General features: G+C 69.8%; 27 protein-coding genes. 17 read left to right on the top strand and 10 right to left on the bottom strand.

What is annotated here, in order from left to right; genetic code table 11:
- Window positions 1-31: 31 nt before the first annotated feature.
- The gene (locus tag AJAP_RS26365; RefSeq protein ID WP_038516154.1) at window positions 32-1534 is read left to right on the top strand and encodes an amidohydrolase family protein; all 1503 of its coding nucleotides are present in this window, start codon (window positions 32-34) and stop codon (window positions 1532-1534) included.
- A 75-nt stretch (window positions 1535-1609) separates the two neighbouring features.
- Here the strand turns inward: AJAP_RS26365 and AJAP_RS26360 are convergent, their stop codons facing one another.
- Window positions 1610-3052, bottom strand: coding sequence for an aromatic amino acid ammonia-lyase (locus AJAP_RS26360; protein ID WP_038516151.1), 1443 nt, complete (start codon window positions 3050-3052; stop codon window positions 1610-1612).
- Between the two features lie 38 nt (window positions 3053-3090).
- Window positions 3091-3561 (bottom strand): group II truncated hemoglobin, encoded by a 471-nt coding sequence (locus AJAP_RS26355; protein ID WP_051972594.1) that lies wholly within the window; start codon window positions 3559-3561, stop codon window positions 3091-3093.
- Between the two features lie 104 nt (window positions 3562-3665).
- Between AJAP_RS26355 and AJAP_RS26350 the strand changes: the two genes are divergently transcribed.
- Complete coding sequence (locus tag AJAP_RS26350) at window positions 3666-4007, top strand: winged helix-turn-helix transcriptional regulator (protein WP_038516147.1); 342 nt, start codon at window positions 3666-3668, stop codon at window positions 4005-4007.
- Here the strand turns inward: AJAP_RS26350 and AJAP_RS26345 are convergent.
- Window positions 4001-4309, bottom strand: a complete 309-nt coding sequence (locus AJAP_RS26345) for an ArsR/SmtB family transcription factor (RefSeq protein ID WP_038516144.1) — start codon at window positions 4307-4309, stop codon at window positions 4001-4003. The two genes, AJAP_RS26350 and AJAP_RS26345, sit on opposite strands and share 7 nt — an antisense overlap.
- Window positions 4310-4473: 164 nt before the next feature.
- Here AJAP_RS26345 and AJAP_RS26340 point away from each other — a divergent pair, with 164 nt between their 5' ends.
- From AJAP_RS26340 to AJAP_RS26305, 8 genes are all read left to right on the top strand, one after another.
- Complete coding sequence (locus tag AJAP_RS26340) at window positions 4474-5703, top strand: glycoside hydrolase family 18 protein (protein ID WP_038516141.1); 1230 nt, start codon at window positions 4474-4476, stop codon at window positions 5701-5703.
- A 73-nt stretch (window positions 5704-5776) separates the two neighbouring features.
- The gene (locus AJAP_RS26335; protein ID WP_038516139.1) at window positions 5777-6442 is read left to right on the top strand and encodes a DUF2461 domain-containing protein; all 666 of its coding nucleotides are present in this window, start codon (window positions 5777-5779) and stop codon (window positions 6440-6442) included.
- Window positions 6443-6553: 111 nt separating this feature from the next.
- Window positions 6554-7978, top strand: a complete 1425-nt coding sequence (pyk, locus tag AJAP_RS26330) for a pyruvate kinase (protein WP_007033718.1) — start codon at window positions 6554-6556, stop codon at window positions 7976-7978.
- Window positions 7979-8272: 294 nt separating this feature from the next.
- Window positions 8273-9172 (top strand): acyl-CoA thioesterase II, encoded by a 900-nt coding sequence (gene tesB / locus AJAP_RS26325; RefSeq protein WP_038516136.1) that lies wholly within the window; start codon window positions 8273-8275, stop codon window positions 9170-9172.
- 449 nt (window positions 9173-9621) lie between these two features.
- On the top strand, window positions 9622-10524 hold the full coding sequence (locus tag AJAP_RS26320) for a helix-turn-helix domain-containing protein (protein ID WP_038516134.1): 903 nt from the start codon (window positions 9622-9624) through the stop codon (window positions 10522-10524).
- On the top strand, window positions 10521-10730 hold the full coding sequence (locus tag AJAP_RS26315; protein ID WP_037343401.1) for a DUF397 domain-containing protein: 210 nt from the start codon (window positions 10521-10523) through the stop codon (window positions 10728-10730). Before AJAP_RS26320 ends, AJAP_RS26315 begins: the two co-directional genes overlap by 4 nt.
- A gap of 160 nt (window positions 10731-10890) precedes the next feature.
- Entirely contained in the window at window positions 10891-11103 is a 213-nt protein-coding gene (locus AJAP_RS26310) for a hypothetical protein (protein WP_038516130.1), read from the top strand.
- A 63-nt stretch (window positions 11104-11166) separates the two neighbouring features.
- Window positions 11167-14193, top strand: a complete 3027-nt coding sequence (locus AJAP_RS26305; RefSeq protein ID WP_038516127.1) for a helix-turn-helix transcriptional regulator — start codon at window positions 11167-11169, stop codon at window positions 14191-14193.
- A gap of 76 nt (window positions 14194-14269) precedes the next feature.
- Here AJAP_RS26305 and AJAP_RS26300 read toward each other — a convergent pair whose 3' ends face one another.
- The 4 genes from AJAP_RS26300 to AJAP_RS26285 form a co-directional block, all read right to left on the bottom strand.
- Window positions 14270-15883 carry a succinic semialdehyde dehydrogenase gene (locus AJAP_RS26300; RefSeq protein WP_038516124.1) on the bottom strand — a complete coding sequence of 538 codons (1614 nt, stop codon included), beginning with the start codon at window positions 15881-15883 and terminating at the stop codon, window positions 14270-14272.
- 118 nt (window positions 15884-16001) lie between these two features.
- Entirely contained in the window at window positions 16002-16814 is an 813-nt protein-coding gene (locus AJAP_RS26295) for a hypothetical protein (RefSeq protein WP_038516121.1), read from the bottom strand.
- A 104-nt stretch (window positions 16815-16918) separates the two neighbouring features.
- Window positions 16919-17836, bottom strand: coding sequence for a hypothetical protein (locus tag AJAP_RS26290; protein WP_038516119.1), 918 nt, complete (start codon window positions 17834-17836; stop codon window positions 16919-16921).
- Between the two features lie 9 nt (window positions 17837-17845).
- Window positions 17846-18460 carry a TetR/AcrR family transcriptional regulator gene (locus tag AJAP_RS26285; RefSeq protein ID WP_037343410.1) on the bottom strand — a complete coding sequence of 205 codons (615 nt, stop codon included), beginning with the start codon at window positions 18458-18460 and terminating at the stop codon, window positions 17846-17848.
- Window positions 18461-18564: 104 nt separating this feature from the next.
- Between AJAP_RS26285 and AJAP_RS26280 the strand changes: the two genes are divergently transcribed.
- Together AJAP_RS26280 and AJAP_RS26275 are read left to right on the top strand one after the other, a co-directional pair.
- Window positions 18565-19716 (top strand): acyl-CoA dehydrogenase family protein, encoded by a 1152-nt coding sequence (locus AJAP_RS26280; protein ID WP_038523885.1) that lies wholly within the window; start codon window positions 18565-18567, stop codon window positions 19714-19716.
- 29 nt (window positions 19717-19745) lie between these two features.
- A complete protein-coding gene (locus AJAP_RS26275) occupies window positions 19746-20894 on the top strand; it encodes a CaiB/BaiF CoA transferase family protein (protein ID WP_037343411.1) in 1149 nt (382 codons plus the stop codon).
- A 74-nt stretch (window positions 20895-20968) separates the two neighbouring features.
- On the opposite strand, the gene AJAP_RS26270 is transcribed toward AJAP_RS26275, so the two are convergent.
- Complete coding sequence (locus AJAP_RS26270; RefSeq protein WP_038516115.1) at window positions 20969-21493, bottom strand: GNAT family N-acetyltransferase; 525 nt, start codon at window positions 21491-21493, stop codon at window positions 20969-20971.
- Between the two features lie 10 nt (window positions 21494-21503).
- On the bottom strand, window positions 21504-22289 hold the full coding sequence (locus AJAP_RS26265; protein ID WP_038516111.1) for a crotonase/enoyl-CoA hydratase family protein: 786 nt from the start codon (window positions 22287-22289) through the stop codon (window positions 21504-21506).
- A gap of 133 nt (window positions 22290-22422) precedes the next feature.
- On the opposite strand from AJAP_RS26265, the gene AJAP_RS44290 reads away from it, so the two are divergent.
- From AJAP_RS44290 to AJAP_RS26245, 5 genes are all read left to right on the top strand, one after another.
- Window positions 22423-22578, top strand: coding sequence for a hypothetical protein (locus tag AJAP_RS44290; RefSeq protein ID WP_162182762.1), 156 nt, complete (start codon window positions 22423-22425; stop codon window positions 22576-22578).
- A 352-nt stretch (window positions 22579-22930) separates the two neighbouring features.
- On the top strand, window positions 22931-23413 hold the full coding sequence (locus AJAP_RS26260) for a hypothetical protein (RefSeq protein ID WP_037343415.1): 483 nt from the start codon (window positions 22931-22933) through the stop codon (window positions 23411-23413).
- A 131-nt stretch (window positions 23414-23544) separates the two neighbouring features.
- Entirely contained in the window at window positions 23545-24429 is an 885-nt protein-coding gene (locus AJAP_RS26255) for a lytic transglycosylase domain-containing protein (protein ID WP_038516109.1), read from the top strand.
- Window positions 24430-24523: 94 nt separating this feature from the next.
- Complete coding sequence (locus tag AJAP_RS26250) at window positions 24524-24895, top strand: hypothetical protein (RefSeq protein WP_037343419.1); 372 nt, start codon at window positions 24524-24526, stop codon at window positions 24893-24895.
- A gap of 23 nt (window positions 24896-24918) precedes the next feature.
- Window positions 24919-25272, top strand: coding sequence for a DUF3817 domain-containing protein (locus AJAP_RS26245; RefSeq protein WP_005166062.1), 354 nt, complete (start codon window positions 24919-24921; stop codon window positions 25270-25272).
- On the opposite strand, the gene AJAP_RS26240 is transcribed toward AJAP_RS26245, so the two are convergent.
- Window positions 25269-26690, bottom strand: a complete 1422-nt coding sequence (locus AJAP_RS26240) for an MFS transporter (RefSeq protein WP_038523883.1) — start codon at window positions 26688-26690, stop codon at window positions 25269-25271. The two genes, AJAP_RS26245 and AJAP_RS26240, sit on opposite strands and share 4 nt — an antisense overlap.
- Between the last annotated feature and the right edge of the window lie 44 nt (window positions 26691-26734).

Genomic DNA, 26734 nt, shown 5'->3' with positions numbered 1-26734 from the left:
GGGGGGTCCGGGCGGAAGGGCGGCGGTTCTCATGGGATCCAACAGGCGCGAGTTCCTCAGGTGGCTGGCCGCCGGCGGGACCGGGGTGGCGCTCGCCGGGCTGCTTCCCGGTACGGCCGCCGCCGAAACGGGCACGATCGTCGTCCTCGCCCAGGTCACGCTGATCGACGGCACGGGTTCGGCGCCCCGGCGTGACGTCTCGGTCGTGCTCGCCGGCGACCGGATCGCCTGGGTCGGCTCCGGCCCGGTCCCGGAGATCGACGGCGCGCGGGTCATCGACGGCCGCGGCAAGTACCTCATCCCGGGGCTGTGGGACATGCACGCCCACGGTGCGGACCTCGAGGACATCGTCCCGCCGTTGCATCTGGCGCACGGTGTCACGGGCGTCCGCGAGATGTGGGGGTACGCGGAAAACCGTGCCACGAAAGGCAAGATCGAACGCGGCGAGCTGCTCGGCCCGCGTGTCGTGCTGGCGAGCGGGATCGTCGACGGGCCGGTCACGCTCCTGGCTCCGCCGGTGCTCCAGGTGTCGACGGAGGCCGAAGCGCGGGCCGTCGTCCGCGCCGAGAAGGCCGCGGGCGCCGAGCTCGTCAAGACCTACTCCTACCTCGCACCCGACGTCGTGCGCGCGGTCGCGGACGAAGCCCGCGCCCAGGGTCTGCGGTTCTCCGGGCACTGGCCGTACAAGCTGTCCCACCTCGAGGTGAGCGATCTGGGCCAGCACAGCCTCGAGCATTTCTTCGGGGTGTCGATCCACTGCTCGTCCCGGCGCGACGAGATCCTGGCCAGGCTGAAGTCGACGCCCTACGACCCCGCGGCGCCGCGGGACTTCTTCAACCTGGCTCGGCGGCTGGAGTTCGAGTCGGTCACCACGTACGACCGCCGTGTGGCGCGGGCCTATTTCGAGCGGCTGCGGTGCAACGGCACCTGGCACTCGCCGACGCTGACGATCAACCGGGTCGTCACGCAGCCCGCCGGGACCCACCAGCGGGACCCGCGGCTCAAGTACGTACCGGCGGACGTGCGCGAGAGCTGGGCCAAGGGCATCGAACGCTTCGCGCCGAAGACCCCGGAGGACGTCGCCCTGCAGGAGCGGTACTACCAGGAGACGCTGCGGCTGGTCGGCGTCGCGCACGAAGCGGGTGTCGGCCTCATCGGCGGCACCGACTGCCTCAATCCGTACACCTTCCCCGGCAGCGGGCTGCACGAAGAGCTCGCGTTCCTGGTCGAGGCCGGGCTCTCGCCGGTGCGGGCGCTGAAGACCGTCACCGGGGACGCGGCGAGGTTCCTCGGCAGGGAAGGGACGTCGGGCACGGTCGCGGTGGGGAAGGAGGCGGACCTCGTGCTGCTGGACGCGGATCCGGCGGCGGACATCCGCAACGTCGCGAAGATCGACACGGTGATCACGCGCGGCCGGGTGCTCGGCAAGGCGGAGCGGCGGCGGATGCTCGACGCCGTCGAGGACGCCGCGAACCGGCCCACGACGACGAACGCCCGGCTCCACTCCCTCGCGCGCCGGGGTTGCTGCTGTTGACCTCCCGCATTTCGTCCTCTGAATGCGTTCGTTGGTGATGCCAACTATCGCATTCAGAGGACGAAACGCGCGGGGTCAGATGCGGGCGAAGGTGTCCAAAAGGGACACGGCGCGGGCGATGTCGTCGGTGAGCGGCCGGTCCTCGACGCTCGGGTCGAGCACGGCCGCGGCGGTCTCGTAGGCGTCGCGCGCGGGCAGGGAGACGAGGTCTGCCTTGCGCATCCGCAACGCCCGGACGGCCGCGACCAGTTCACACGCCAGCACCTGCTGATACGCCGACCCGGCCGCGGTCGCCGCCCGCGCGGCCTGGGTCGAGAAGCTCGCGTGGTCCTCGATCCCGCGTGAGACGACGGCCGTGCCCAGCGTCGCCGGCAGCGCGGCCTGCCGCAGTTCGGTGAGCGCGTCGTGCGCGACGTACTCCAGGATCATCACGCCCGAACTGCCCGACGGCCCGGCCGCCAGGAACGGCCGCAACCCGGTGAACTCCGGTTCCACCAGGTCACCGAGCCGGGCCACCGACAGCTCGGCGACCTGGTGGACGGTCGCGCGCACCTGGTCGAGCGCGGTCGAGACGTACGCGGTGTGGAAATGCGCGTGGTGATAGGCGTCCTGGTGCACCGTCGAGATCATCGGGTTCTCGGTGCTGGCGTTGATCTCCACCGCGAGGACGTCGCGCAGGTAGTGGATCGCGTCCAGCGCGGGCCCCTGCACCTGCGGGAACGCGCGGAGCCCGAACGGGTCCTGGATCCGCCTGCCCGGTTTGGGCGTGCCCTCCATCCCGAGCAGCCGCCGCATCTCCGCGGCGCACGCGACCTGCCCGGCGTGCGGACGCGCCTCGTGCACGGGGGTCGCGTACGCCTCCGGATTCCCGTCGAGCGCGATGTAGGTCAGCGCCGCGACGACGTGACTCGCCCGCGTCAGCGTGTCGAGCCGCATCGCCGCGAGGGTCGCCTCGGCCAGCGTCGCGGCGTTGCTGCTCATGAACGCGAGCGCGTCACCCGCCTGGACCGGCACCGGGGGCACCCCGCCGGTCAGCCACGGCCGTTCGCCGGTGAGGGCGAGCGCGGTCTCCGCGAGCGGCGCGAGGTCGCCGGTGCCGATCGCGCCGAGCCGGTGCACGAGCGGCAGCGCCCCGGTCCGCACCGCGTCGGCGAGCGCCCCGATCAGCACGGGGCTGAGCCCGGCGCGCCCGGCCAGCAGCTGGTTGAGCCGGATGAGCATCATCGCCCTGGTCTGGCCGGGGGACATGACGTCGCCGCTGCCACCGGCGTGACTGCGCAGCAGCCGCAGCCCGTGATCCGGCGACTCGCCCTCGCCGACCGGATCCTCCTTGTTGGCGCCGACGCCGGTGGTGCGGCCGTAGACGATCCTGCGGGTGCTCAGTTCTTCGGCGAGCTTCCACGCGCTTTCCGCGCCGCGCAGCGCGGCGATCGAAACGTCGATGCCCAGTGGGCCCTCGGTGCTCGCGGCGGTCACGACGTCCGCGCAGCGCAGGGTCCGGCCGTCCACCCGGATCACGGCGGCCTCCTTTCACGACCGCCCCACTATGAACGCCTTCAGTCCGACGGCGGCTGCCAGGGCGGCCGGTTGCCCCAGTCCCACTTCGGCATCGGCTCGGGAACGGTGACCTCGCGCCCCGGTTGCGAGAACATCACCGCGAGCCTGCTGCCCCATTCGACATACGCGGCGAAGGCGGAGCGGAATTCGGGATCGGCCGGGAGCCCGGCCTCGTCGGCGGCGTCGAAGAGCAGGTTCACCCAGCGACGGCGCTGCTCCTCGGTGATGGCCCGGCCCAGATGCCGTCCGACCATGTGCCGGTGCCCGCCGTGTTCGCCGCTGTAGGTCTCCGGCCCGCCGAACACCTCGGCCAGCCAGACCGCCACGTGCTCGGGATGGCCGGGATCCATGTGACGGAAGACCGGCTCCAGCAACGGGTCCTTCAGCACGTGGCCGTAGAAGACGGTGGTCAGCCTGCGCAGGGCGTCCAGCCCGCCGGCCCATTCGTACAACGTCGGCGTCTCGGTCACGTAAGGTCCTCCCAGCGGCGATGATCTTCCGGTCCGGCAAGGCAACCACCCCGGATCGCCGGGGACAACCGCTTACTTTCCGGTGCGTGCCAAGGGGAGCGGCGATGAAGCGGTACCACTGCGCGGTCGAGCTCGCGGTCGACGTCATCGGCGGCAAGTGGAAGCCGGTGATCCTGGCGCATCTGAAGGAGGGCGTGCACCGGTACGGCGAACTCCGGCGCCGGATGCCGGGCGTCAGCGAGAAGATGCTGACCCAGCATTTGCGCGAGCTGGAGGCGGACGGCCTCGTGCTCCGGGAGAGCCGCGAGGGCCGGGTGCCGCATGTCGAGTACCGGCTGAGCGAGGAAGGGGAGCGGTTACGCCCCGCACTCCAGGCGCTCTACGACTGGGGGACGCGGCGCGCGGCCGATCGCGACATCACGTTCGAGCCGTTACCTATTCACTGATTGTCGTCGTCGAGGTGCCGTTCGAGCGCGTCGATACGTCCTTCCCAGAACCGGCGGTACGGCGCGAGCCAGGCGTCGACCTCCGCGAGCGGTTCCGGGCGGAGCCGGTAGCACCGGCGCTGAGCGGCGACGCGGACGGAGACCAGACCGGCCTCGCGTAGGACACGCAGGTGCTTCGATACGGCCGGTTGGCTCAGTTCGAGGACCTCGACCAGCTCGTTGACCGATTTCTCGCCGCCACGCAAGAGGTCGAGGATGGTCCTGCGCCGCGGTTCGGCGAGGATCTCGAAAGTCTGCATCATCCGGGAAATGTGCCCCGTGCGGCATATTTCCGTCAAGGAATGTTCGAAAATGTCCATCCGAAAGTCTTGGTCTGAACCATTGACGGAGTGGTCTAGTCCACTTAGCTTGTGCGTGTCCCGCCGCAGTCCTCTCGTCACCGCCGGTGACCGTGAAGGGAGAACGCATGTCCCGTTCGTTCAGGCTCACCGCGATCGTGGGTGCCGCGGCCGTCGCGCTCGGCGCGCTGGCCGTCGCCGCTCCGGCGCAGCAGGCGTCAGCCGCACCGGAAGCCGCTGAGGCCTCGGAGGCGTCGGTCGGCAAGGTACTCGGGTATTTCGCCGAATGGGGCGTCTACCAGCGGAACTACCATGTGAAGAACATCGACACGTCGGGTTCGGCGAGCAAGCTGACGCATATCAACTACTCGTTCGGCAACGTGACCAACGGTGGCTGCGCGCTCGGTGACGCCGAGGCGGCGACCAGCAAGTTCTACGACGCGGCCGGCAGTGTGGACGGGGTCGCGGACAGCTGGGACACCGGCGCGCTGCGCGGGAACTTCAACCAGCTGAAGAAGCTCAAGGCCAAGTATCCGAACCTCAAGGTGCTGTGGTCGTTCGGCGGCTGGACCTGGTCCGGTGGGTTCGGCGAGGCCGCCAAGAACCCCGCCAAGTTCGCGGAGTCCTGCTACAACCTCGTCAACGACCCGCGCTGGGCCGGTGTCTTCGACGGCATCGACATCGACTGGGAGTACCCGAACGCCTGCGGTCTCTCCTGTGACACCAGTGGCGCGGCCGCGATCAAGAACCTCGCGCAGGCCCTGCGGGAGAAGTTCGGCTCGAAGCTGGTCACCGCCGCGATCACCGCGGACGGCACCGACGGCGGCAAGATCGACGCCGCGGACTACGGCGGCGCGGCGCAGTACTTCGACTGGTACAACGTCATGACCTACGACTACTTCGGCGCCTGGGCCGCGCAGGGCCCGACGGCCCCGCACTCGCCGCTGACCGACTACGCGGGTATCCCGACCGCCGGGTTCCACTCCGACGCCGCGATCCAGAAGCTCAAGGCCAAGGGTGTCCCGGCGAACAAGCTGCTGCTGGGCATCGGCTTCTACGGCCGCGGCTGGACCGGCGTCACCCAGGAGGCCCCGGGTGGCACCGCGACCGGCCCGGCGGCGGGCACCGAGCCGGGCATCCAGGACTACAAGGTCCTGAAGACCACCTGCCCGCCCACCGGCACCGTCGCGGGCACCGCGTACGCCAAATGCGGCAGCGACTGGTGGAGCTACGACACCCCGGCGACCATCGGCGGCAAGGTCACCTACGCCAAGGACCAGGGTCTCGGCGGCGCCTTCTTCTGGGAGCTGTCGGGTGACACCACCGACGGCGAACTGATCACCGCTCTGGCCAAGTAAGGCTCTCTCCGACGGAAGCGCGTGAAGGCCCCCTTCACGCGCTTCCGTCGGTGGTGAGGATTACGGTCACCCCATGGGTTTCGAGGGTTTCGGCGAGTACGCCATCGACTTCTACGACGGTCTCGAGGCGGACAACTCCAAGTCCTATTGGGACGCGAACCTCGCCACCTACAAGGCCGACGTCCGCGCGCCGATGGAGGCGCTGCTCGCCGAACTCGTCCCGGAGTTCGGCGACGGCTTCGGCGAGGGCAAGGTCTTCCGCCCGTATCGCGATGTCCGGTTCGCCAAGGACAAGACGCCGTACAAGACCCACTGCGGCGCGGTGATCGAGCAGGGCCGCGGCGGCGGCGCGTACTACGTCGAGGTCGGCCCGGCCGGGCTGCGCGTCGGCGGCGGCTGCTTCCACTTCGAGTCCGATCAGCTCGCCCGTTTCCGCAAGGCCGTCGACACGGAACTGCGGGGCGCCGAGCTCGCCAAGATCCTCGCGAAGCTGGAGAAGGCGGGCTGGGAGGTCAAGGGGGACAGGCTCAAGTCGAAGCCGCGTGGCTTCGCCGAGGACCATCCCCGCATCGAACTGCTGAAGTACCGCTCCGTATACGCGGTCCGCGGCTGGGAGCCGGACGACGTCCTGCACGAACGCGGCGCCCTCGACCGGGTGCGGAAAGCGTGGCGGCAGGTCCGCGCGTTCAACGAATGGGCGCGGGACCGCGTCGGGCCGAGCGAGAAGCCGCGCCGATAACCGGCGAACCGGGTTCGGTGGTTTCCTTGTCGCCCAGGTCAACTGACACTTTTCTTGAACTTTCGGTATCGGTACAGACGTAGCCACGATGAGGGACTACGCTGTGCGAACGTGAGCCGACGCGCGAAGATCGTTTGTACCCTGGGCCCCGCGACCGCTACGCCGGAGAAGATGCGGCAACTCGTCGACGCCGGGATGGACGTCGCGAGGATGAACTTCAGCCACGGGACGCACAGCGACCACAAGCAGGTCTACGACCTCATCCGCACCGCCGCCGCCGAATCGGGCCGCGCGGTGGGCATCCTCGCCGACCTCCAGGGGCCGAAGATCCGTCTCGGCACCTTCGCGGGCGGGCCGGTCGAGTGGCACAACGGCGACATCGTGCGCATCACCGTCGAGGACGTCGCGGGCACGCACGACCGCGTCTCGACCACCTACAAGGGACTCGCCGACGACGCGAAGCCCGGCGACCGTCTCCTCGTGGACGACGGCAAGGTCGGCCTCGTGGTCAAGCAGGTCGAGGGCCCGGACGTCGTCTGCGAGGTCACCGAAGGCGGCCCCGTCAGCAACAACAAGGGCGTTTCCCTGCCGGGCATGGACGTCTCCGTGCCGGCGCTGTCCGAAAAGGACATCGAAGACCTCGAGTTCGCGCTGGAACTCGGCGTGGACTTCATCGCGCTGTCGTTCGTCCGCTCGCCCGCCGACATCGACCTGGTCCACCAGGTGATGGACCGCGTCGGCAAGGGCCGCCTCCCGGTGGTCGCGAAGATCGAGAAGCCCGAAGCGGTCTACAACCTCGAAGCCATCGTGCTCGCCTTCGACGCGGTGATGATCGCCCGCGGCGACCTCGGCGTCGAACTCCCGCTGGAGCAGGTCCCGCTGGTGCAGAAGCGCACCATCCAGATCGCCCGCGAGAACGCGAAGCCGGTCATCGTCGCGACGCAGATGCTCGAATCGATGATCAACAGCTCTCGCCCGACCCGCGCCGAGGCCTCGGACGTCGCGAACGCGGTGCTCGACGGCGCGGACGCGCTCATGCTCTCGGGTGAGACCAGCGTCGGCCGCTACGCCATCGACGTGGTCAAGACCATGGGCCGGATCATCGAAGCCGTCGAGACGGACTCGCCGGTCGTGCCGCCGCTGTCGCACGTCCCGCGCACCAAGCGCGGCGTCATCTCCTACGCGGCCCGTGACATCGGGGAGCGGCTGAACGCCAAGGCCCTGGTCGCCTTCACCCAGTCCGGTGACACCGTCCGGCGGCTCGCGCGGCTGCACACGCGGCTGCCGCTGCTGGCGTTCACGCCGGAGGAGAGCGTCCGCAGCCAGCTCGCGATGACCTGGGGAACCACGACGCGGATCGTGCCGAAGGTGGGCTCGACCGACCAGATGATCCAGCAGGTCGACCACGCGATGCTCGAAATGGGCAAGTACGCCAAGGGTGACCTGGTGGTCATCGTGGCCGGTTCGCCGCCCGGGACCGTCGGGTCGACCAACCTCATCCGGGTGCACCGCCTGGGCGAGGACGACCACGCCTGACCGCGCCGCTCCTACCAACGCTATGAAGGACCCTTTCCTTGCAAATTTTGCAAGGAAAGGGTCCTTCATAGCATTCGAGGTGTCCCGTTCGTGTGGTGAAGGGCCCCTTCGCCACATGCCATGCGGTGAAGGGCCCCTTCAGCCCGTCGGCGCACGCTAGGAACGGTCCTTTCCTGGCAAATTTCGCAAGGAAAGGACCGTTCCTAGCGTCCCAGGTGTCCCGAAGGTGGCCTTCGCGACAAACGTCCCGCCTCACAGAGGCTCCAAGCACCCTTACGGCCTAAAGTTCAGGGCATGACTGAGATGGCCAGGGAAGCCGCGGCCGGTTTCGACAACGCCGGCGGGGTGGGCGGACAGCCCGTGCTCGATCGGCTGGTCGCGTTGCTGGACTTGGAGAAGATCGAAGAGAACATCTTCCGCGGCGTCTCGCCCGCCCACTCGCCGGTGCGGGTGTTCGGCGGGCAGGTCGCGGGGCAGGCGCTGGTCGCCGCCGGCCGCACGGTCCCCGAGGAGCGGAAGGTCCACTCGCTGCACGCGTACTTCATCCGCGGCGGCGACCCGAGTGTCCCGATCGTCTACGAGGTCGACCGCATCCGCGACGGCCGCTCGTTCACCACCCGCCGCGTCGTGGGCATCCAGCACGGCAAGGCGATCTTCTCCCTGTCGGCCTCGTTCCAGAAGGACGAGGGCGGCATCGAACACTCCGAGGCCATGCCCGACGTCCCGGCGCCCGATTCGCTCCCGACGCTGCAGGAACGGGCCGAGGGGTACTTCATGGGCCATCTCGACCGGCCGCGTCCGATCGACCTGCGGTACGTCAACGATCCGCCGTGGGTGACCAGGAAGTCGGGCGACCGGCCCGCCAGGAACCAGGTCTGGATGCGGGCCGACGGCAAACTCCCGGACGAGCAGCTGCTGCACGTCTGCGTCCTGACCTACGCCTCCGACATGACGCTCTTGGACTCGGTCCTCGCGCGCCACGGCGTCTACTGGGATCTCGACAAGGTGCTCGGCGCGAGCCTCGACCACGCGCTCTGGTTCCACCGCCCGTTCCGGGCCGACGAGTGGTTCCTCTACGACAGCGCGTCGCCGACGGCGTCGGGTGCCCGGGGCTTGGCGACCGGCCGGTTCTTCGCCGAGGACGGAACGCATATCGCGACCGTCGTGCAGGAAGGTCTTCTCCGAGTCGTGTGAACGGTGACGTTCCGCATCGAAGAGCCGCCTTGTCCACCCTTTAGAGGGAATGGCGAAACGCATTAACATCTGGAGCCAGAGTATTACGAATTAAAGGGAGGGCCGGAACCGATCGGGGGACGGCTCCGGCCCTGCACCGGGGGTGAATCCGGCTTCGACGGGTATCCTTCCGAAAGCCCATCGGTGCAGCTCGCGGCCCCGCGCCCGTGCCGCGAGCGGATCCGCTGCCGCCGGCGAGGGCGGGCGTACCGCGTTGCACAATGCTCAACCTACAACGGCAATCTGCAATTTGCAGGATGAAAATCGACGCGTGGGTGAAAATGGTCGTGTGACCATCTCACCGAATGTGTCTCGGGCTGGTTAGATGTCCTTCGTGCGGGGTTGCTGAACACTGTTCTCCTCGCCGTGTCGCGATCGGTGTTGCTCGGACAGCTTGTGGAGGTGCCGTGATGACGAGGGGTCAGGGACCCACCGTGCGCCGCCGGAGACTGGCGAGCGAACTGAGGCGGTTGCGCGAGGCGGCCGACCTCACCATCGACGAGGTGAGCGAGAAGCTCGAATGCTCGGCGTCGAAGGTCAGCCGTATCGAGACGGGGCACGTCGGCGTCACCCCGCGCGACGCGCGCGACATGCTCGAGCTGTACGGCATCGCCGGTGACGAGCAGGAGGCGCTCGTCCAGCTGGCCAGGGAAGCCCGCAAACGCGGCTGGTGGCATGCGTATAACGAGGTGTTCACCGGCACCTTCGTCGGCCTGGAGGCGGACGCGAGTTCGCTGCGCGCGTTCCAGGCGTTGCTGGTGCCGGGCCTGCTGCAGACCGAGCGCTACGCCAAGGCCGTGATCAGGGCGATGCGGCCCGACGCCGAGGACGCCGAGATCAGGCGCCGGGTCGCGGCGAGAATGGCGCGGCAGGAGCTGCTGACCGATCCCTCGCCCCCGGAGTACTGGGCCGTCATGGACGAAGCGGTCCTGCACCGCGTGGTCGACGGGCCCGAGGTGATGGCGGAACAGCTGTACCGGATGGTGACGATGGCCGCGCAGCCGAACGTCACCGTCCAGATCGTGCCGTTCGGCGCGGGTGCCCATCCCGGGATGGAGGGTCCGTTCCTCATCATGGGCTTCCCCGAACTGGCCGACACCGACGTGGTCTACGTCGACAGCACCTCCAGCGGGCTCTACCTGGAGGAACCCCCGGACGTCCGGCGATACGCGTTGATGTTCGACCATCTCCGCGCCGCCGCGTTGAAGCCGGACGACTCGGTCGAGGTGATCGCCGAGGCCGCCGGGAGGTTCGCCGAACAGGCGGCCCTTCCGGAGAAGTCCCTGGAAACAAGTAAGGAGTGGGGAGCATGACGCCCAACGATGACCTTTCCCAGGCCCGGTGGTTCAAGAGCAGCCACAGCGGTGGCGGCAACGACTGCGTCGAGGTCGCCTTCACCGGTGACGGTGCCGCGCTGAGGGACTCCAAGGACCCTGAGGGAGGTGCCTTCCGCCTCTCGCCGCAGGCTTGGCGCGGGCTGCTCGGCGCGGTGCGCACGAGTGGCCCGGATCACGGCTAGACACCCTCGAACTCGACCCCTTACGCCCCCCGAGCAGGGGATGGGCCGGCGTAAGGGGTCGAATCACGTCCGGGTGTAGGTGATCACCCGATGCCTCAGGGCACCCCTCAGGACGAATCTCGTCACTACCAACAAGGCAGTGAGTTCCTAAGGGGAAAAGATGAACACGAACGACGCCCTCCTCACCGGCGTACTGGCCGAGGTCGAGTACCGGAGGGAGGAGCTGCAGCGAGCGGGCCGCAGCATGTGGGTCGAGCGGGCCCGCCGCGCGAGCAAGCGGATCCGCGCGCATCGCGCCGAAGTCCAGGTACCCGCCCAGGAGCGCCGCGAGGCCCGGCAGATGCCCGCCCGCAGCGGCGACATCACCCGGTAGAGGTCGAGTGCGATGAAGCTCTCGGCGAAAACACAGGCGAAGTTGTCGGCCCGGTAGGCAAGAATGCACCTCGTGCCCCGTCTTGGCTCCGGAATCCCGATCGTCGCCCGCACACAGGAGATGCGGCAGCTCCGCGCCGCCTTCGCCCGTGCAGAACGGGCCGAGGCCGGCGCGGTGCTGCTCTCCGGTGACGCCGGCGTCGGCAAGACCCGCCTGCTGACCGCGCTCGGCGAGTACGCCGCGGGCGCGGGCGCCCTGGTGCTCACCGGGCGCTGTATCGACGTCCATGAGGGCGGTCTTCCTTATCTTCCGTTCGCCGAGGCGCTGGCGCCGCTGGCGACGACCTCCGATCCCGCGGTCACCGCCGCGGTCCGGGCCCGGCCGGCGCTGGGCAGGCTGCTCCCGCAGATGCAGCAGGCGGAGGATTACCCCGCCATCGAAGACGGTCAGCTCACCGCGAGCGAACGGGTGTCGACGCAACGGCTCGGTCCCGAGCAGGACCTCGGCCAGCTCCAGCTGTTCGACGCGGTACTGGGGGTGCTGACCGTCATCGCTCAGCGCCGGCCCGTGGTGATCCTCCTGGAGGACCTTCACTGGGCCGACGGCTCCACCCGGAACTTGCTGTCCTTCCTCTTGACGAGGCTGCGCACCCAGCGGCTGCTGGTGGTCGCGAGCTATCGCGAGGAGGACGTCCACCGGCGGCATCCGCTCCGGGCGCTGCTGTCCGAAGTGGTGCGGCTGGGCGCGGTCGAACGCGTCGAGGTCAAGCCGTTCGGCGCCGAGGACGCGCGCGCCTTCGTCGAGGCCTTGGCCGACGAGCCGATCGGCCAGGACATGATCGCCGACATCGTCTCCCGGTCCGAGGGCAATCCGTTCTTCGTCGAGGAGCTGCTGGCGTCCGCGAAGGACTGCCGCGAACTCCCCGCCGGGCTGGCCGAAGTGCTCCTCGCCAGGGTGGAGCAGCTTTCCCAGATCACGCGCCGGGTGCTGCGCGTGGTCTCGGTCGCGAAGGACGCGGTGGCGCACGCCGCGCTCACCGAGATCTCCGGGCTGGACGAGCTCGAACTCGACGAGGCGTTGCGCGAGGCCGTGCAGCATCACGTTTTGGTGATCGAGAACGGTTTCTACACCTTCCGCCACGCGCTTCTGCAGGAAGCGGTCTACGGCGACCTGCTGCCGGGCGAGCGGGTGCGGATGCACGCGGCGTACGCGGCCCGCATCCGGAACCGGACCCAGGGCCGGGGCCAGGACGCGCGGCTCGCGCACCACAGCCTGGAGAGCAAGGACTTCGTCACCGCGCTGGCCGCGTTGCTGCGCGCGATGGACGAGGCGGAGAAGCTGGGCGCGCCCGGTTCCGCGCTGCGGCACGTCGAGCAGGCACTGTCCATTTGGGACGCCGTGCCCGCGGCGGACCGGCCGTCGGACGTCGACGAGCTCCGCCTCCTGCACGAGGCGTCGTATTTCGCGAGCACGTCGGGCGAGCCGGAGCGCGCGGTCGCCTATTCGCGGTCCGCGACCGAGGCGCTCGGCCCGGACACCGGCAACGAGCGGGCCGCCAAGGTCTGGCGACGGCACGCGGAGGCGCTGCTGTCGGTCGACGGCACGCTCGACGAGGTCCTCGAGGCGATCGACAAGGCCTGGGAGCTGGTCGAACACACCGAGGCGAGTGCCGCGCGGGCCTGGGTGCTCGCCACCCGCGCCGGGATCCTGCGGCTGATCGACAGGCACGACGAGGCGCTGCAGTGCGCGCTGGCCGCGGTCGCCGACGCCAGGGCCGTCGGCGCGGGCGGCGCGGAGGCGGCGGCGCTGGTCTCGCTCGGGACACTGGCCGATTCGGCGGGCGAGGTCGAGCAGGCGCGGGAGCGGCTGCGCGAGGCCGAGCGGAAGGCCAGGGATTCCGGCGCGCTGAACGGCGAGCTGCGGGCGCTGCATTTCCTCGGGCTGAGCTACGACGACCGGGCCGAGATCCGATCCGCGCTGAAGTACTACGCCAAGGGCATCCAACGGGCCAAGGAGACCGGGCTGACCTGGAGCTCGTTCGGCATCGAGCTGCGGACCAAACACCTCACGCTGCGGTACGTCAGCGGGGATTGGCCGGAAGACGACGACGCGGGCCGCGCGGGCCGCGGTGTGTCGAGCGTCGTCGCCGGACGGTTCCTGGGGATCTGGGCGCAGTTCGTCGTCGGCCGGGGCCGGTTCGCGGACGCGGACAAGATCCTGCCGAGCCTCCGTCAGCATTGGAGCGCGGATTACTCGATCGCGCTCGCGTCGGCCGACGCCGCCATCCAGCTCGCGTCCTGGCGGGGAGACCACGCGGGTGCGGTGCGGCAGGCGCGGGAACTGATCGACTGGCTCGAAGAGGTCGAACCCGCGGTGCTCGGCGGGATCCGGATCAGCGTGCACGGCCTCACGGCTGCCGTAGCCCAGGCCGCCGAAGCCCGGGTGCGCGGCGATCTGGCGACGGTCGAGGCCGCGGTGGAAGCGGGCGAGAAGTTGCTCGCCCACGGCCGCCACTGCGCCGAACACGGCATCCCGCGTTCGGTGTCGCTGGGCCCGGAGGCGCTGGCGTGGCTCGCCCGGCTGGAGGCGCTCGGCGCCTGCCTGCGCGGCGCGGGGGATCCGGCGTTGTGGGCGAAAGCGGTCGAGGCGTTCGGGTACGGCGCGGTGTACGAGCAGGCCATGTGCCGCCTGCAGCACGCGAAATCCCTGCTGGCCTCGGACGGCGACACCGCGCTCGCCGCCTCGGAGCTGCTGGCCGCGCACGCGGTGGCCGACCGGCTGGGCGCCTGCCCGTTGCGTGAAGCCGTCCGGGAGCTCAGCCACCGGGCACGCGTCGAGCTTCCCGGCGAGGCCGTGGCGCCGCGTCGTGACGTCGTCGACCCGCTGACCGATCGGGAACGGGACGTGCTGGAGCGCGTCGCGCTCGGCCGGACCAACCGGCAGGTCGGCGAAGAGCTGTACATCAGCGAGAAGACGGTGAGCGTCCACCTCTCGCGCGTGATGGCGAAACTCGGCGCGAGCCGGCGGGCCGAGGCCGTCGCGATCGCCTACGACCGAGGCCTCCTGGCCGCCCCCACCTCTTCCTCCTAGCCGCGTTTCGTCCTCTGAACGCGATCCTTGCGCGTGGCAAGTACCGCATTCAGAGGACGAAATGCAGGGAGGGGGATCAGCGGCGGGGGAGGCGGCGGAGGGCCTTCAGGCTCGTGCTGAGGGTCCGCACCCAGAGCTTCGGCGGGATTCCCTTGCCGGGGCGCAGCGGCATCCCGCGCTGCACCGCGATGGCCTGGGCCTCGGTGTACTTGAGCAGCCCTTCGGCGCCGTTGCGCCGTCCGACACCGGACTCCTTCATCCCGCCCATCGGCAGGCCCACGGTCCCGAAGGTCGCCGCGAAGCCTTCGTTGACGTTGACGGTCCCGGCCTTCAGCCGCGCCGCGACCTCCCAGCCCGCCCGGCCGTTGCGCGACCAGACGCTCGCGTTCAGCCCGAACTTCGTGTCGTTGGCGCGTTCGATCGCGTCGGTGACGTCGGTGTAGCCGTAGATCGACACGACCGGTCCGAAGGTCTCCTCGGCGAACAGCTTGACGTCCTCGGTGACGTCGGTGAGCACGGTCGGCTCGTAGAACAGCGGGCCCAGGTCGGGCCGGGCCTTGCCGCCGGTGAGCACTTTCGCACCCTTGGACCGGGCGTCCTCGACGTGCGCCGACACCGTCGCGAGCTGGGCCTCGGAGGTCAGGGATCCCATCTGCGCCTGGTAATCCAGCTTGCCGCCGAGCCGCAGCGCCGCGGTCTTGGCGACGAAGGCGCGGGTGAACTCCTCGCGGATCGACTCGTGGACGTAGATGCGCTCGACCGAGACGCAGAGCTGCCCCGCGGAGGAGAAGCACGCGGTCACCGCGCCCGTGGCGGTCTTGGCGATGTCCGCGTCGGGCAGCACGATCATCGGGTTCTTGCCGCCGAGCTCCAGCGAGTAGCTCGTCAGCCGCTCCGCCACCTTCGCGGCGAGCCCCTTGCCCGTGGGCGTGGACCCGGTGAAGCACAGGTAGTCCGATTCCTCGACGAGGGCGTCGCCGATCTGCGAGCCCCGGCCGAGCACGATCTGCCAGACACCGGCGGGCAGCCCGGCCTCCTCGGCGACCTCCTGCAGCCACAGCGCCGAAAGCGCGGTCTGGTTGTCCGGCTTCTGCACGACGGCGTTGCCCGCCGCGAGCGCGGGCAGGACGTCCATCGCGGTCAGCGCGAGCGGGTAGTTCCACGGCGAGATGATCCCGACGACACCCTTGGGGTGCCGGATCTCGCCGACCTTCGTCAGTACCGGGATCAGCCCGGCGGCGCGGCGCGGCGAAAGGAACTTCGCGCTGTGCTTGCCGTAGTAGGCGGCCACGAGGGCGGTGGCGCTGACCTCGTCGAAGGCGTCCATCCGGGCTTTGCCCGCCTCGATCTGCACGAGGTCGAGCGCCTCTTCCTGGCGCTTCAGGACCAGGTCGTGCAGGCGGATCAGGATGCGCTGGCGGTCTTCGACCGGCCGCTCGGCCCACGAGCGCTGAGCCTCCCGCGCCTGGTCGAACACGGCGCGGACGTCGGCGTCGGTGGCCTGGGGCAGCGTCGCGATCGGCTGCCCGGTGAAGGGTGCGCGCATCTGGACCGGCGCGGAATCCGCACCGCCCACGACCCGGCGCACGAGCCGTTCCGCCCTCGCCATCGCGGGGGCGCCGGGGACGTCTCCGATGGTGGCCGGTCCTTCGGTGTGGTGGCCCGCGCTCGCCGGTGTCGTGCTCGTCATGCCGTCTCCGTTCCATGCCGCGCGGAGCCGGGGGAGGCGCCACGCAGAGCCCAGGTGTTACCGACGAGTACAGCATACTGCCGGTATGGAGACTGTCCACCGCTGATATGAATAAGTTTCACATATTGTCGGGTCGCGGCGGGTTGTCCGGGGACGGGCGAAGGATGTCCTGCTGCTGCAACGCGGACCCCGCGGGTGGGGTCGGAGGAGACGGCGGCTCATCGGGCTGAGGCTGCTGTTGCTGCGGATACTGCTGCTGGGGAACGCCGGGCGCGTAAGGCGGGTACGCAACCGGGTAAGGGGCCTGGCGGGGCGGTGCCGGTTCACGCCGGTTGGCCACGATCGCCAGCCCGATGGTGAGCAACGCCACGAGCCCGCCCGCGAGCAGGATCCAGAAACCGCTGCCGGTCCCATAACGCGAGACGAAGCGGCCGGTGTCCTGTCCGAAGCTCAGGCTCGCCGAGATGTCCATGCCGAGCATCCAGACACCGATCGCGGTCCCCGCCCCGCCGGCGACCAGCAGCGTCCTCGACGTCGTCGCGGCGATGGAGGTCGAACTCCGCCGGTACGCGGCGAAACCCACCGCGGCTCCCGCGAACAGCGTCAGCGCGGCGGCCGACAGCGGGATGCCGTAGCGGGCGACATGCGTCTTGTCGTAGAACTCCTTCTCCTCGGTCGAAGGTTCGATGTCGAAGGTCCGCGTCCAGCCGGTTTCGGCGAGCTTCGTCACCGGCTTGCCCTCGGAAAGCTGTTCGTACGTCGACTGCGGGAGAAAAGTCGCGAGAAGGACCAGCAGACCGGCGAAAACCCCCATCATCGCGGCGAAAAGGCGGGGGAGCCGGGCGTCGGACGGCGGGCGCGGCGCGGCGACGGGCGGGATTGCGCTGAACGGGCCAGTCGGTTGGTACGGCTGCTGCTGCGGCGCGCTCATGGTCGGCTCCTCCGCCAATTTTTGGTGGCCAGCAAGGAATTCCACCACGAATCGGCCGAGGAGATAAGTGCCACCTGTGCTCTGGTCAACGGCTTTCGCGCGTGCTACGACGGGAGTTTCGGCCAGGCCGTGGCCGCCAGCGCCCTGGCGACGCCGCACGCGTCCGGCGCCCGCACGGCGAGAACGGCGTGCTCGACCTGATCCCGGCTCGCGTCCGGGCCGCCGATGTGGCCGGTCAGAATCGTGCAGCCGTCGCCGGCCTCCTGCACCAAAGACCTGTGCCCGCCCACCGTTTCCTCGCGGACGCCCGCCGCGGCCTTCGGGCGCGGGCCGAGGCCGAACTCCAGTCGCACGAGCCGTTCCGCCTCCTCCTCGCCCCAGCGGCAGGAATGCCGGGACAGGTCGCCTTTCCCGGTGACGGCGGCGCCCAGCCGGGCGGAGATCTCGGCATCGGACCACATGGCGGTGCAGGCGGTCAGCCGTGCCAGGGAATCGCCGCGGTAGTCGAGATGTTTCGCCCGCTTGCCGGCGGCGAGGGCCCTGGCGGCGGTTTCGGCGGTTTTCGTCGCCACGGCGAGCGCGTCGGGTCCGGCGCCTTCGCGGGACTCGAAGAACGTGCCGATGCGCAAGGAGGTGTCGTCGGCGAAGAGCAAGTGGAGGACGGGCTGCCCTTGGAGGTCCGTGCGGACCACACGCAGGCCACGGGGGAGCGAGGGCTCGCCGACCGGGGCGGCGCCGGTGAGACGTTCGTTCGCCCGGTCGTCCGGGAAACCGAAGCTGACCAGGGTCCTCCCGGTCTGGAACGAGCAGGCGCCCATGCTGGGCATCGGGACCGACACCAGCCGTTGGGTCTTCTCGATCTCGGCGAAGTCCAGCAGGCCGCAGAAGTCCACGGTCGTGGGATCGCCGAGCGCTTCATGGAGTGTCAAGGGACTCGAAGGCAAAGGTTCCGGTGCGGCCGCGCATCCGGCGAGCATCAGGACGGCGGCGGACAGCGCGGCGAACACCCTCGGTCTCCCCATGGGCGAAGCCTACGGTGAAGTGTCCTCGTACAACATGACCGCGACGCGCTTCCACTCGTCGAGCAATTGCCGCCGCCGCTGGGGATCGCCGCCGAGTTCGGCGTCCAGCGCCAGCCCTCGGGTGAGGTTCACGGTCAGCCAGAAGAGGATCTCCGCGCGCTCCTTCGGGAGATCGCCGGCGACGGCGGTGACGTGCTCCAGCGTCGAGCGGCCCAGTGCCCGGTCGACCGGGCGGATCGCCTCGCGGAGTTCGGGGTCGGTGCGCGCCGCGACCCACAGTTCCGTGGCGGCCGTGGACAGCGTGCCCGAGTAGCCCTCCCAGAGCAGGTCGATCGCCGCCGCGACGCCCGAGGCGCCGCCGGGGAGCGCCGAAATCGAGGTCGCGAGGCGTCCGCGCAGTTTCTCCGTCAGATGCTCGACGGCCGCGGCCATGAGCTCGGCCTTCGCGGAGAAGTGATGCTGCACGGCGCCCTTCGAGACGCCTGCGCGAGCACAGATCTCCTGTACCGAGGTACGCGCGTAGCCGAGGTCGACGAGGCAGTCGATGGTCGCGTCGAGCAGCGCGGTGCGGGTCTGCTCCCGACGCTCGGCCTGGGTGCGGTGGGTCCTGCCGAGCACGCTCACCGGATCCGACCCCCTTTACGTGCAGCTCGGTACGGATGTACATTCCGAATGGAACTTACATCCTAAGCGTCATGTTTTCCAGGTCCGATCAGGAGGCGTTGGCCGTGCCCTTGCAGATCCAGAAGAGTTCGTGGAGCACGACGGAGCTCGAAGACCTCCGGGACCTCGCCCGGACCTTCTGCCAGAAGGAACTCGCGCCGAACCAGGAGCGCTGGGCGGCCGAGAAGAAGGTCGACCGCGAGCTGTGGACGAAGGCGGGCGAGGTCGGCCTGCTGGCACTGTCCATCCCGGAGGAATACGGCGGTGGCGGCGGCACGTTCGCCCACGAGGCCGTGCTCTACGAGGAGCAGGCGCGGTCCGGTGACAGCGCCTGGGGGGTGACCGTCCACAATGGAATCGTCGCGCACTACATCCTGGAGTACGCGAACGAAGAGCAGAAGAAGGCGTGGCTGCCGAAGTTCGCTTCCGGCGAGATGGTCGGCGCGGTCGCGATGACCGAACCCGGCACGGGTTCGGACCTGCAGGGCATCAAGGCCCGCGCGGTGCGCGACGGCGACCACTACGTGATCAACGGCGCGAAGACGTTCATCACCAACGGTTTCCACGCCGACCTCGTCGTCGTCGCGGTGAAGACCGACCCGGACGCGGGCGCGCAGGGTGTCTCGCTGATCGCCGTCGAGACCGACACGCCGGGCTTCAGCCGCGGCCGCGTCCTCGACAAGATCGGCCTGAAGGGCCAGGACACCGCGGAGCTGAACTTCGACGACGTCCGCGTCCCCGCCGCCAACCTCCTCGGCGCGCAGGAAGGTCTCGGCTTCATCCAGCTCATGCAGCAGCTGCCGCAGGAACGGCTGATCATCGCGGTCACCGCGGTCGCCGGGATGGAGGCCGCGATCGACCAGACCATCGCCTACACCAAGGACCGCCAGGCCTTCGGCCGCCCGGTCTACAACTTCCAGAACACCAAGTTCAAACTCGCCGAGGCCGCGACCGAGGCCGCGGTGTCCCGCGCCTTCCTCGACCAGTGCATCGAACGGCATCTGCGCAAGGAACTCGACGTGCAGGGCGCGGCGATGGCGAAGCTGTGGACCACCGAACGGGTCAACAAGGTCGTCGACGACTGCCTGCAGCTCTTCGGCGGCTACGGCTACATGACCGAGTACCCGATCGCGCGCGCGTGGGCCGACATCCGGATCTCCCGGATCTTCGGCGGCACCAGCGAGATCATGAAGGAAATCATCTCCCGCACGCTCTGAACGGAACCGTTGGCGTAGGAAGGAAGAACGTGGCGAAGAAGGCCGGCCCGCTGAGCGGGCTCAAGGTCGTCGAACTGGCCGGGCTCGCCCCGGCGCCGTTCGCCTGCACGATCCTCGCCGATCTCGGCGCGGAGGTCGTCCGGATCGACCGGGCGACACCGGGCAACGACGTCATCGGGTTCCCGAACGATCCGCTCGCGCGTGGCAGGCGGTCGATCGGGATCAACACCAAGACCCCGGAGGGGGTCGAACTGGTGCTGAAACTCGCCGACGACGCCGACGTGCTCATCGAGGGTTTCCGTCCCGGCGTCGCCGAGCGGATGGGCATCGGACCGGAACAGGTCCACGCCCGCAACCCGCGGCTGGTCTACGGCCGGATGACCGGCTACGGCCAGGACGGCCCGCTGGCGACCGTCGCCGGGCACGACATCAACTACATCGGCATCTCCGGCGCGCTCGAACCCATCGGGCACGCCGGGCAGCGGCCGGTGGTGCCGCTCAACCTCGTCGGTGACTTCGGCGGCGGTGGCCTGCTGCTCGCGATGGGCGTGCTGGCGGCGCTGTTCGAACGCCAGACGTCGGGCAAGGGACAGGTGGTCGACGCGTCCATGGTGGACGGTGCGGCGCTGCTGACCACCAGCCTGCACGGCCTGCTGGATTCCGGGCTGTGGTCCGGCGGGCGCGGCGAGAACATGCTCGACGGCGGCGCGCCGTTCTACGACACCTACGAGACCGCCGACGGCAAGTACGTCGCCATCGGCGCGATCGAGATGCGGTTCTGGGGCGATCTGGTGAAGGTGCTCGGGCTCGACCCCGAGGAGACCCCCGTCCACGTCGACAAGAACGAGTGGCCGAAGCTGCGCAAGATCGTCGCCGAGGCCGTCGCGAAGCACACTCGCGACGAGCTCGTGGCGAAGGCCGAGGGCACTGACGCGTGCCTGACGGCGGTGCTCTCCCCGAAGGAGGCGCCGTCGCATCCGCACAACGTCGCGCGCAAGACGTTCGTCGACGTTGGCGGCATGCTGCAGCCGGCGCCCGCGCCGAGGTTCGACCGCACCCCGGCCGAGACGCCGGAACCGCCGCGGCCCAAGGGCGGCGACACCGCCGAGGTCCTCGCCGAACTCGGCGTGGACGCCGACGGGATCGAACGGCTCAGGGCCGCGGGCACCATCGCGTGAGCTGAAGGGGACTTTCCCCGCATGAGACGCGACGAAAGCGCCCTTCACCGCGTCTCATGCGGTGAAGGACGCTTTCAGCCCACGTCGAGGTCCGAGCGCAGTACCGAATAGAGGACGTGGTCGCGCCAGGCCCCGTCCCGGAACCCGTAGCCGCGCAGCACACCCTCCCTGGTGAAGCCCGCCTTCACCAGGGAGCGCTGCTCGGCGACGTTGTCGACCTCCGTCGACGCTTCGACCCGGTTCATCTGCGTGTGCGCGAAGAGGTAGCGGACCAGCAGGCGCTGCGCCTCGGTGCCGTAGCCGTGGCCGCGTGCCTCGGGGATGAGCACGAGCCCGGCGTTCCAGCAGTACGACGTCGAGCCGGTCCTGGTCTTGTGCCACGACACGAAACCGAGCCGCTGCCCGTCGAGGTCGATCATCAGCATCCCGTTGTCCGCCGCGAGCATGCCGGTCTCCGACCAGCGGCGGCGCAGGAAATGCGGGTCGTGCCAGCCGTGCCACTCGAACGGGCCCGCGGCCCGTGGGTCGTTCGTGAGCGCTTCGAGCATCGGCAGGTCTTCTTCGGACACCGGTCTGAGCGCGACTCCGGTTTCTGTCATCCGACAGACATTAGGGCCGAGGGGCGTCGAAACTGCCGTGACGCCCCGCGCCGTCACTGAACCGGCTGGCACCCGCGACAGCCTCTTCGGCAAGTCCTCCGCCGATCAGCGCGTTCGAGAACTCGGCCCGCATCGCCTCGTCTTCGGTGAGCCCGTACTGGCCGTACGCGGACTTGCGATCCGCGCGCAGACACGCCTGGGGGAACGCGGCCAGTTCGCGTGCGAGCGCTTGCGCGGCCGCCAAGGCCTCGCCGTCCGGCACGACCCGGTTCGCAAGTCCGATGGCGAGCGCCTCGTCGGAGTCGACCGGCCTGCCGGTGAGGATCAGGTCCATCGCCCGCGAGTGGCCGATCAGGCGGGGGAGGCGGACCGTGCCGCCGTCGATGAGCGGCACGCCCCAGCGGCGGCAGAAGACGCCGAAGACGGCCGTGGTGTCGGCGACTCGCAGGTCGCACCACAGCGCCAGCTCCAGCCCGCCCGCGACGGCGTGCCCCCGGACCGCGGCGATCACCGGCTTCGACAGGGTCATGCGCGTCGGGCCCATCGGCCCGTCACCCGCCGGGCTGAGGGAGTTGGTGCGGCCGGTGCCGACGGCCTTCAGATCGGCTCCGGCGCAGAAGGCGTCACCCGACCCGGTGAGGACGGCGACCGCGGCTTCCTCGTCCGTGTCGAACGCGCGGAACGCGTCCGCCAGCGCGGCCGCGGTCGGCCCGTCCACCGCGTTGCGCGACGCGGGGCGGTTCAGCGTGATCGTCGTCACCGGCCCTTCCCGGTGGACGAGAACGTTTTCGCTCATCGATCGCTCCCTCAGGCGAATACGGGTGGGCAACGGGGCCCGATTCTCCTTAAAGTGGTGACAAAGTCCGCAGTGCGCGCGGAGTCATCGTCTGGACACTACGGTGTGATGGGATGGAGCCATGTCGCCCGGCTTGAAGAAATTCGTTGTGATCGCCGTCGTCGCGCTCGTGCTCTTCTTTCTGATCAGCAGGCCGACGCAATCCGCCGATGCCGTCCACACCGCGCTCGGCTGGCTCCGGTCCGGTGCCGAAGCCATCGTGACCTTCGTCCGGAGCCTCTTCTCCTGACCCTCGTCCCGTGATCACCGGTGTCCTCGGCGACGCCGGTGATCACCGTGCGCAGCCACCTGCGGTTATCACTCAGCGTCACCCGTCTCGGATTTCGGTCGGACGACTCGACCATCCGGGTGGATTGCCCCCGAAAACCCGCTGGTCGACGAATTCGTGCCCTGGAAGCTCTGGCGGAAAAGACCTCCGCGCCCCTACGGTGCTCACATTGCGTGATCGGTTGGTCCTCCAGGCGCCGGAGCCGGCCTCCTGGGCGAGGAGTTTCCGCAGGTGCAAGCCCCAGGGCAGCGGGAACTTCCAGCCGGGCAAGTAAGTCAGGACTTGTCAGTCGGGGAATCATGAGGAGGCAGGGATGACCGGAGATCCCGGAGTCGATGCGTTGATCCGGCAGTGGGCGGCCGAGCGTGAGCAGACCCCCGAGGAGCAGGAGGCCGACCGCATCGCGTCGGCGTGGCTGGCCGACGTGCCCAGGCAGGCTCCCGGAATCCCCGGCCAGCGTCAGCAGTCCGGCCAGGCGCGCTGGGCGCCGGTCGAGGCCGCCGACCCCGGCTACCTCGACGCCATGAGCCGTCGTCTCCCGGAGGTCCCGCAGGACCTGCTCGTCGCGGCCGCCGGCTGGTGGCAGATGGTGGGCGGCGTCGCCGAGGCCGAAGCCTGGTGGGACGCCGGGATCAGCCCGCTCGACCAGCGCGCGCTCGACTACCGCGCGGCCGGGCTCGCCCCGTCCGACCTGAGCCGCCGTCTCGGCCCGATGACCGTTTTGCAGCACCTTCGCCGCGGCAGCGCCCCGGCCTGGTGCGTCGCGCGGCTGGCGAGGCAGCAGAAGTCCGCCTGATGAGAACTTCTCGCACGCGCGGGTGAACCGGCGTGGCAAGGGCGATCTCGGCTACCGCGTAACGCTAACCTGCGCGGGCTCGTTGTTCGAGCATCGGTCGTGATCGCCGCCCACGCTGGAGGACTCGCTTCGTGCGCACCACCCCGGAAAACGACGAGCTCGTCGACGACCCGGCCACGCCCGCTCCGCCACGCCGCGGGGTGGGCGCCGCCGTGTTCGGCAGGCTGGTGATCGTGCTGGCCGTGCTCGGCCTCGCCGGGGGCGGGATCTGGCTGGTGACCAAGGCGTCCGCCCCGGTCGCGAGCCCCACGACGATGGAGATCCCCGCGCTGCAGGTCAAGGCGGCGGACGTCAAACCCGGTTCGGTCGCCCCGGTCAACGCCACCCTCGCGGGTGGTGCCGCCCAGCAGACCTCGCCCCAGCAGGCGCAGCCGAAACCGGGCAAGGACCCGCTGACCGCCTGGACCGAGCGGGCGGCCCAGGCCACCGGTATCCCGGCCAGGGCGCTGCTCGCCTACGGCAACGCCGAACTGGCGATGCGTCAGATGCAGCCCAACTGCAAGATCTCGTGGGCGACCCTGGCGGGCATCGGCCGGATCGAGTCGAACCACGGCCAGTACGGCGGCGCCGTCCTCGGCCAGGACGGACGGCCGTCGAAGCCCATCATCGGCGTCCCGCTCGACGGGTCGCCCGGGGTGAAGGCGATCGGCGACACCGACGGCGGCCAGTTCGACGGCGACGCGGCCGTCGACCGCGCGGTCGGCCCCATGCAGTTCATCCCCAGCACCTGGCGCCGGTACGCCGCCGACGGCAACCGCGACGGCGTCGGCGACCCGCAGCAGATCGACGACGCGACGCTGGCGGCGGCGCGCTACCTGTGCGTGAACAACCGCGACATGTCGGCCGCTTCGGGGTGGTGGCAGGGGATCCTGTCGTACAACAACTCGACCGAGTACGCGCAGAAGGTCTTCGGGCTGGCGGACGGCTACGCGAAGTCCGTGGCCGCCGCGAACTGACCCTGCCGCGGGACCGAGAGGAGCAGCCGGGACCAAGGTCCCGAGCGCCCAGGTCGGCGACGATTCGCCGCGCACCCAGTGCTAGCGTCGATGTGTGTCCGCTTCGCCCGTCCTCCTGCGCCGCCTCGGCATCGCCGTCGTCTGCCTGGTGAGCCTGGCGCTGTGCTGCGGGCTCGCCTGGTGGCAGTGGGAGCGGTTCTCCTCGGCCAGCGGGACGTTCCAGAACCTCGGCTACGTCCTGCAGTGGCCGCTGTTCGGACTGTTCCCCGCGTTCATGTTCTGGCGGATCCGCAAGCTCCGCCGCCGTGCCGCCGAGGCCGACGCCCAGGAGACGGTGGCCGAGACCGCCGTGCCCGAGGTGCCCGCGCCCCGGCAGCGGCGTGCCCCGGTGCCGCCGCCCCCCGAGGACGACGAGCTCGCCGCGTACAACAGGTACCTGCGCGAACTCAACGCCCGCGACAAGTAGTCCCCAGAGAGGTTCGAGACCCTATGACCACCCGAACTGACGACGCCGCCCCGGCCCGCCCGGTCTCGCTGGGCGGACCGCTGATCCGGTTCCGCGTCGCGGCGTACGCCACCGGTGTGGCCCTCCTCGGGCTGGTCGTCGAGATGCTGCTGCAGTACGTCTTCCGCGTGGAACTTCCCCAGTTCGTGAAGATGATCCCCATGGTCCACGGCGGGCTCTACCTGATCTACCTGCTGCTCGCGGTCGACCTCGCGATCAAGGCCCGCTGGTCGATGAAGGGCACCCTGCTCGTGCTGATCGCCGGCTGCATCCCGTTCTTCTCGTTCGTGATGGAACGCAAGGTCACGCACAAGGTCCAGGCGGGCGCGAAGCTCTAAGCGCGGCGCCGGAAGGTCAGCGCAACCAGGAAGGACAACGCCGTCACCACGGCGGCGACGGTGAAGGCCGCGGTCATCCCGTCGACGGTGGTCTCGGCCGGGCTTCCGGACGGGGTCCGGGTCACCGCGCCGAACACGGTGATCAGGATCGCCAGTCCCAAGGTCGCCCCGACCTGCTGCAACGTCTGCAACGCGCCGCCCGCGGCACCCGCGTCGTCGGTGGGCACGGTCGCCATGATGATCACGCTGAGCGGGGAGAACGCCAGCCCCGCGCCCACGCCCATCAGCAGCATCGGCCCCAGCAGATGCGAGAAGTAGCCGCTGTCCGTCGTGAGCGTGGTCAGCCAGACGACCCCGCCGGTCATCAGCGCGGTCCCGGTGAGCGCGAGCGGTTTCGGCCCGAACCGGGGGAGCAGCTTCGGGATCAGCCTGCTCAGCAGGAACATGCAGACCGCCATCGGCAGGAACGCGAAGCCGGTCTCCAACGCGGCGAAACCCGCGATGTCCTGCAGGAACTGGGTCAGGAAGAAGAACATCGACATCATCGCCATCGGCCCGAGGAAGAAGTTGACGTAGGCCGCGGCACGGTCGCGTTCGGCGAACAGGCGCAACGGGATCAACGGCTCGCTCACCCTGGTCTCGATGGTGACGAAGGCGGCCAGCAAGGCCAGCCCGGCGGCGAGGCTGCCGAGGGTGATCGTGTCGCCCCAGCCGTGCGAAGCGGCGTGGGTGAAGGCGAAGACGAGCGAGCCGACACCGAGGGTGCCGGTGAACGCGCCGGGAAGGTCCAGCCGGGCGCGCCGTCGCGGCGGATCGGCCACGTACCGCGAGGTGAGCAGGACGATCGCGAGCCCGAACGGGACGTTGATGTACAGCGCCGCCCGCCACGAGATCCATTCGGTCAGCAGCCCGCCGAGCAGCAGGCCGATCGCGAAACCGCTGCTGGACATCGCCGAGAACAACGCCAGCGCGCGCACCCGTGCCTTGGCTTCGGTGAACGTGCTGGTGATCAGCGCCAGCGTGCTCGGCCCGGCGAGCGCGGCGCCGACGCCCTGCGCGACCCGGGCGGCGATCAGCAGTTCCGCCGAACCGGCGAGGCCGCCGAGCAGGGAGGCGGCGGTGAACACGGCCGCGCCGGCGACGAAGGTCCGGCGACGCCCGAACAGGTCGCCCGCCCGGCCGCCGAGCAGCAGCAGGCCGCCGAAGACCAGGCTGTACGCCGTCATCACCCAGGACAGGCCGGTGTCGGTGAAGCCCAGTTCGGACTGGATGCGGGGGAGCGCGACGTTCATCACCGTCGCGTCGAGGATGAGCATGAGCTGGCAGGTCAGGATGATCGGGAGGACCAGCCGGTGTGGAGTCGGTGGGGCCCCGGCCGTCTCCGGCCTAGGCTCGGCACGCAGGGTTCGTTCGGTCAAGGAATACTCCAAAGACGTAACGAGATGAAGCGGAGAGACTCTCC

This window comes from Amycolatopsis japonica, from assembly GCF_000732925.1.
GTDB classification, from domain to species: domain Bacteria; phylum Actinomycetota; class Actinomycetes; order Mycobacteriales; family Pseudonocardiaceae; genus Amycolatopsis; species Amycolatopsis japonica.
This window is presented reverse-complemented; position numbering and strand designations above follow the sequence as displayed.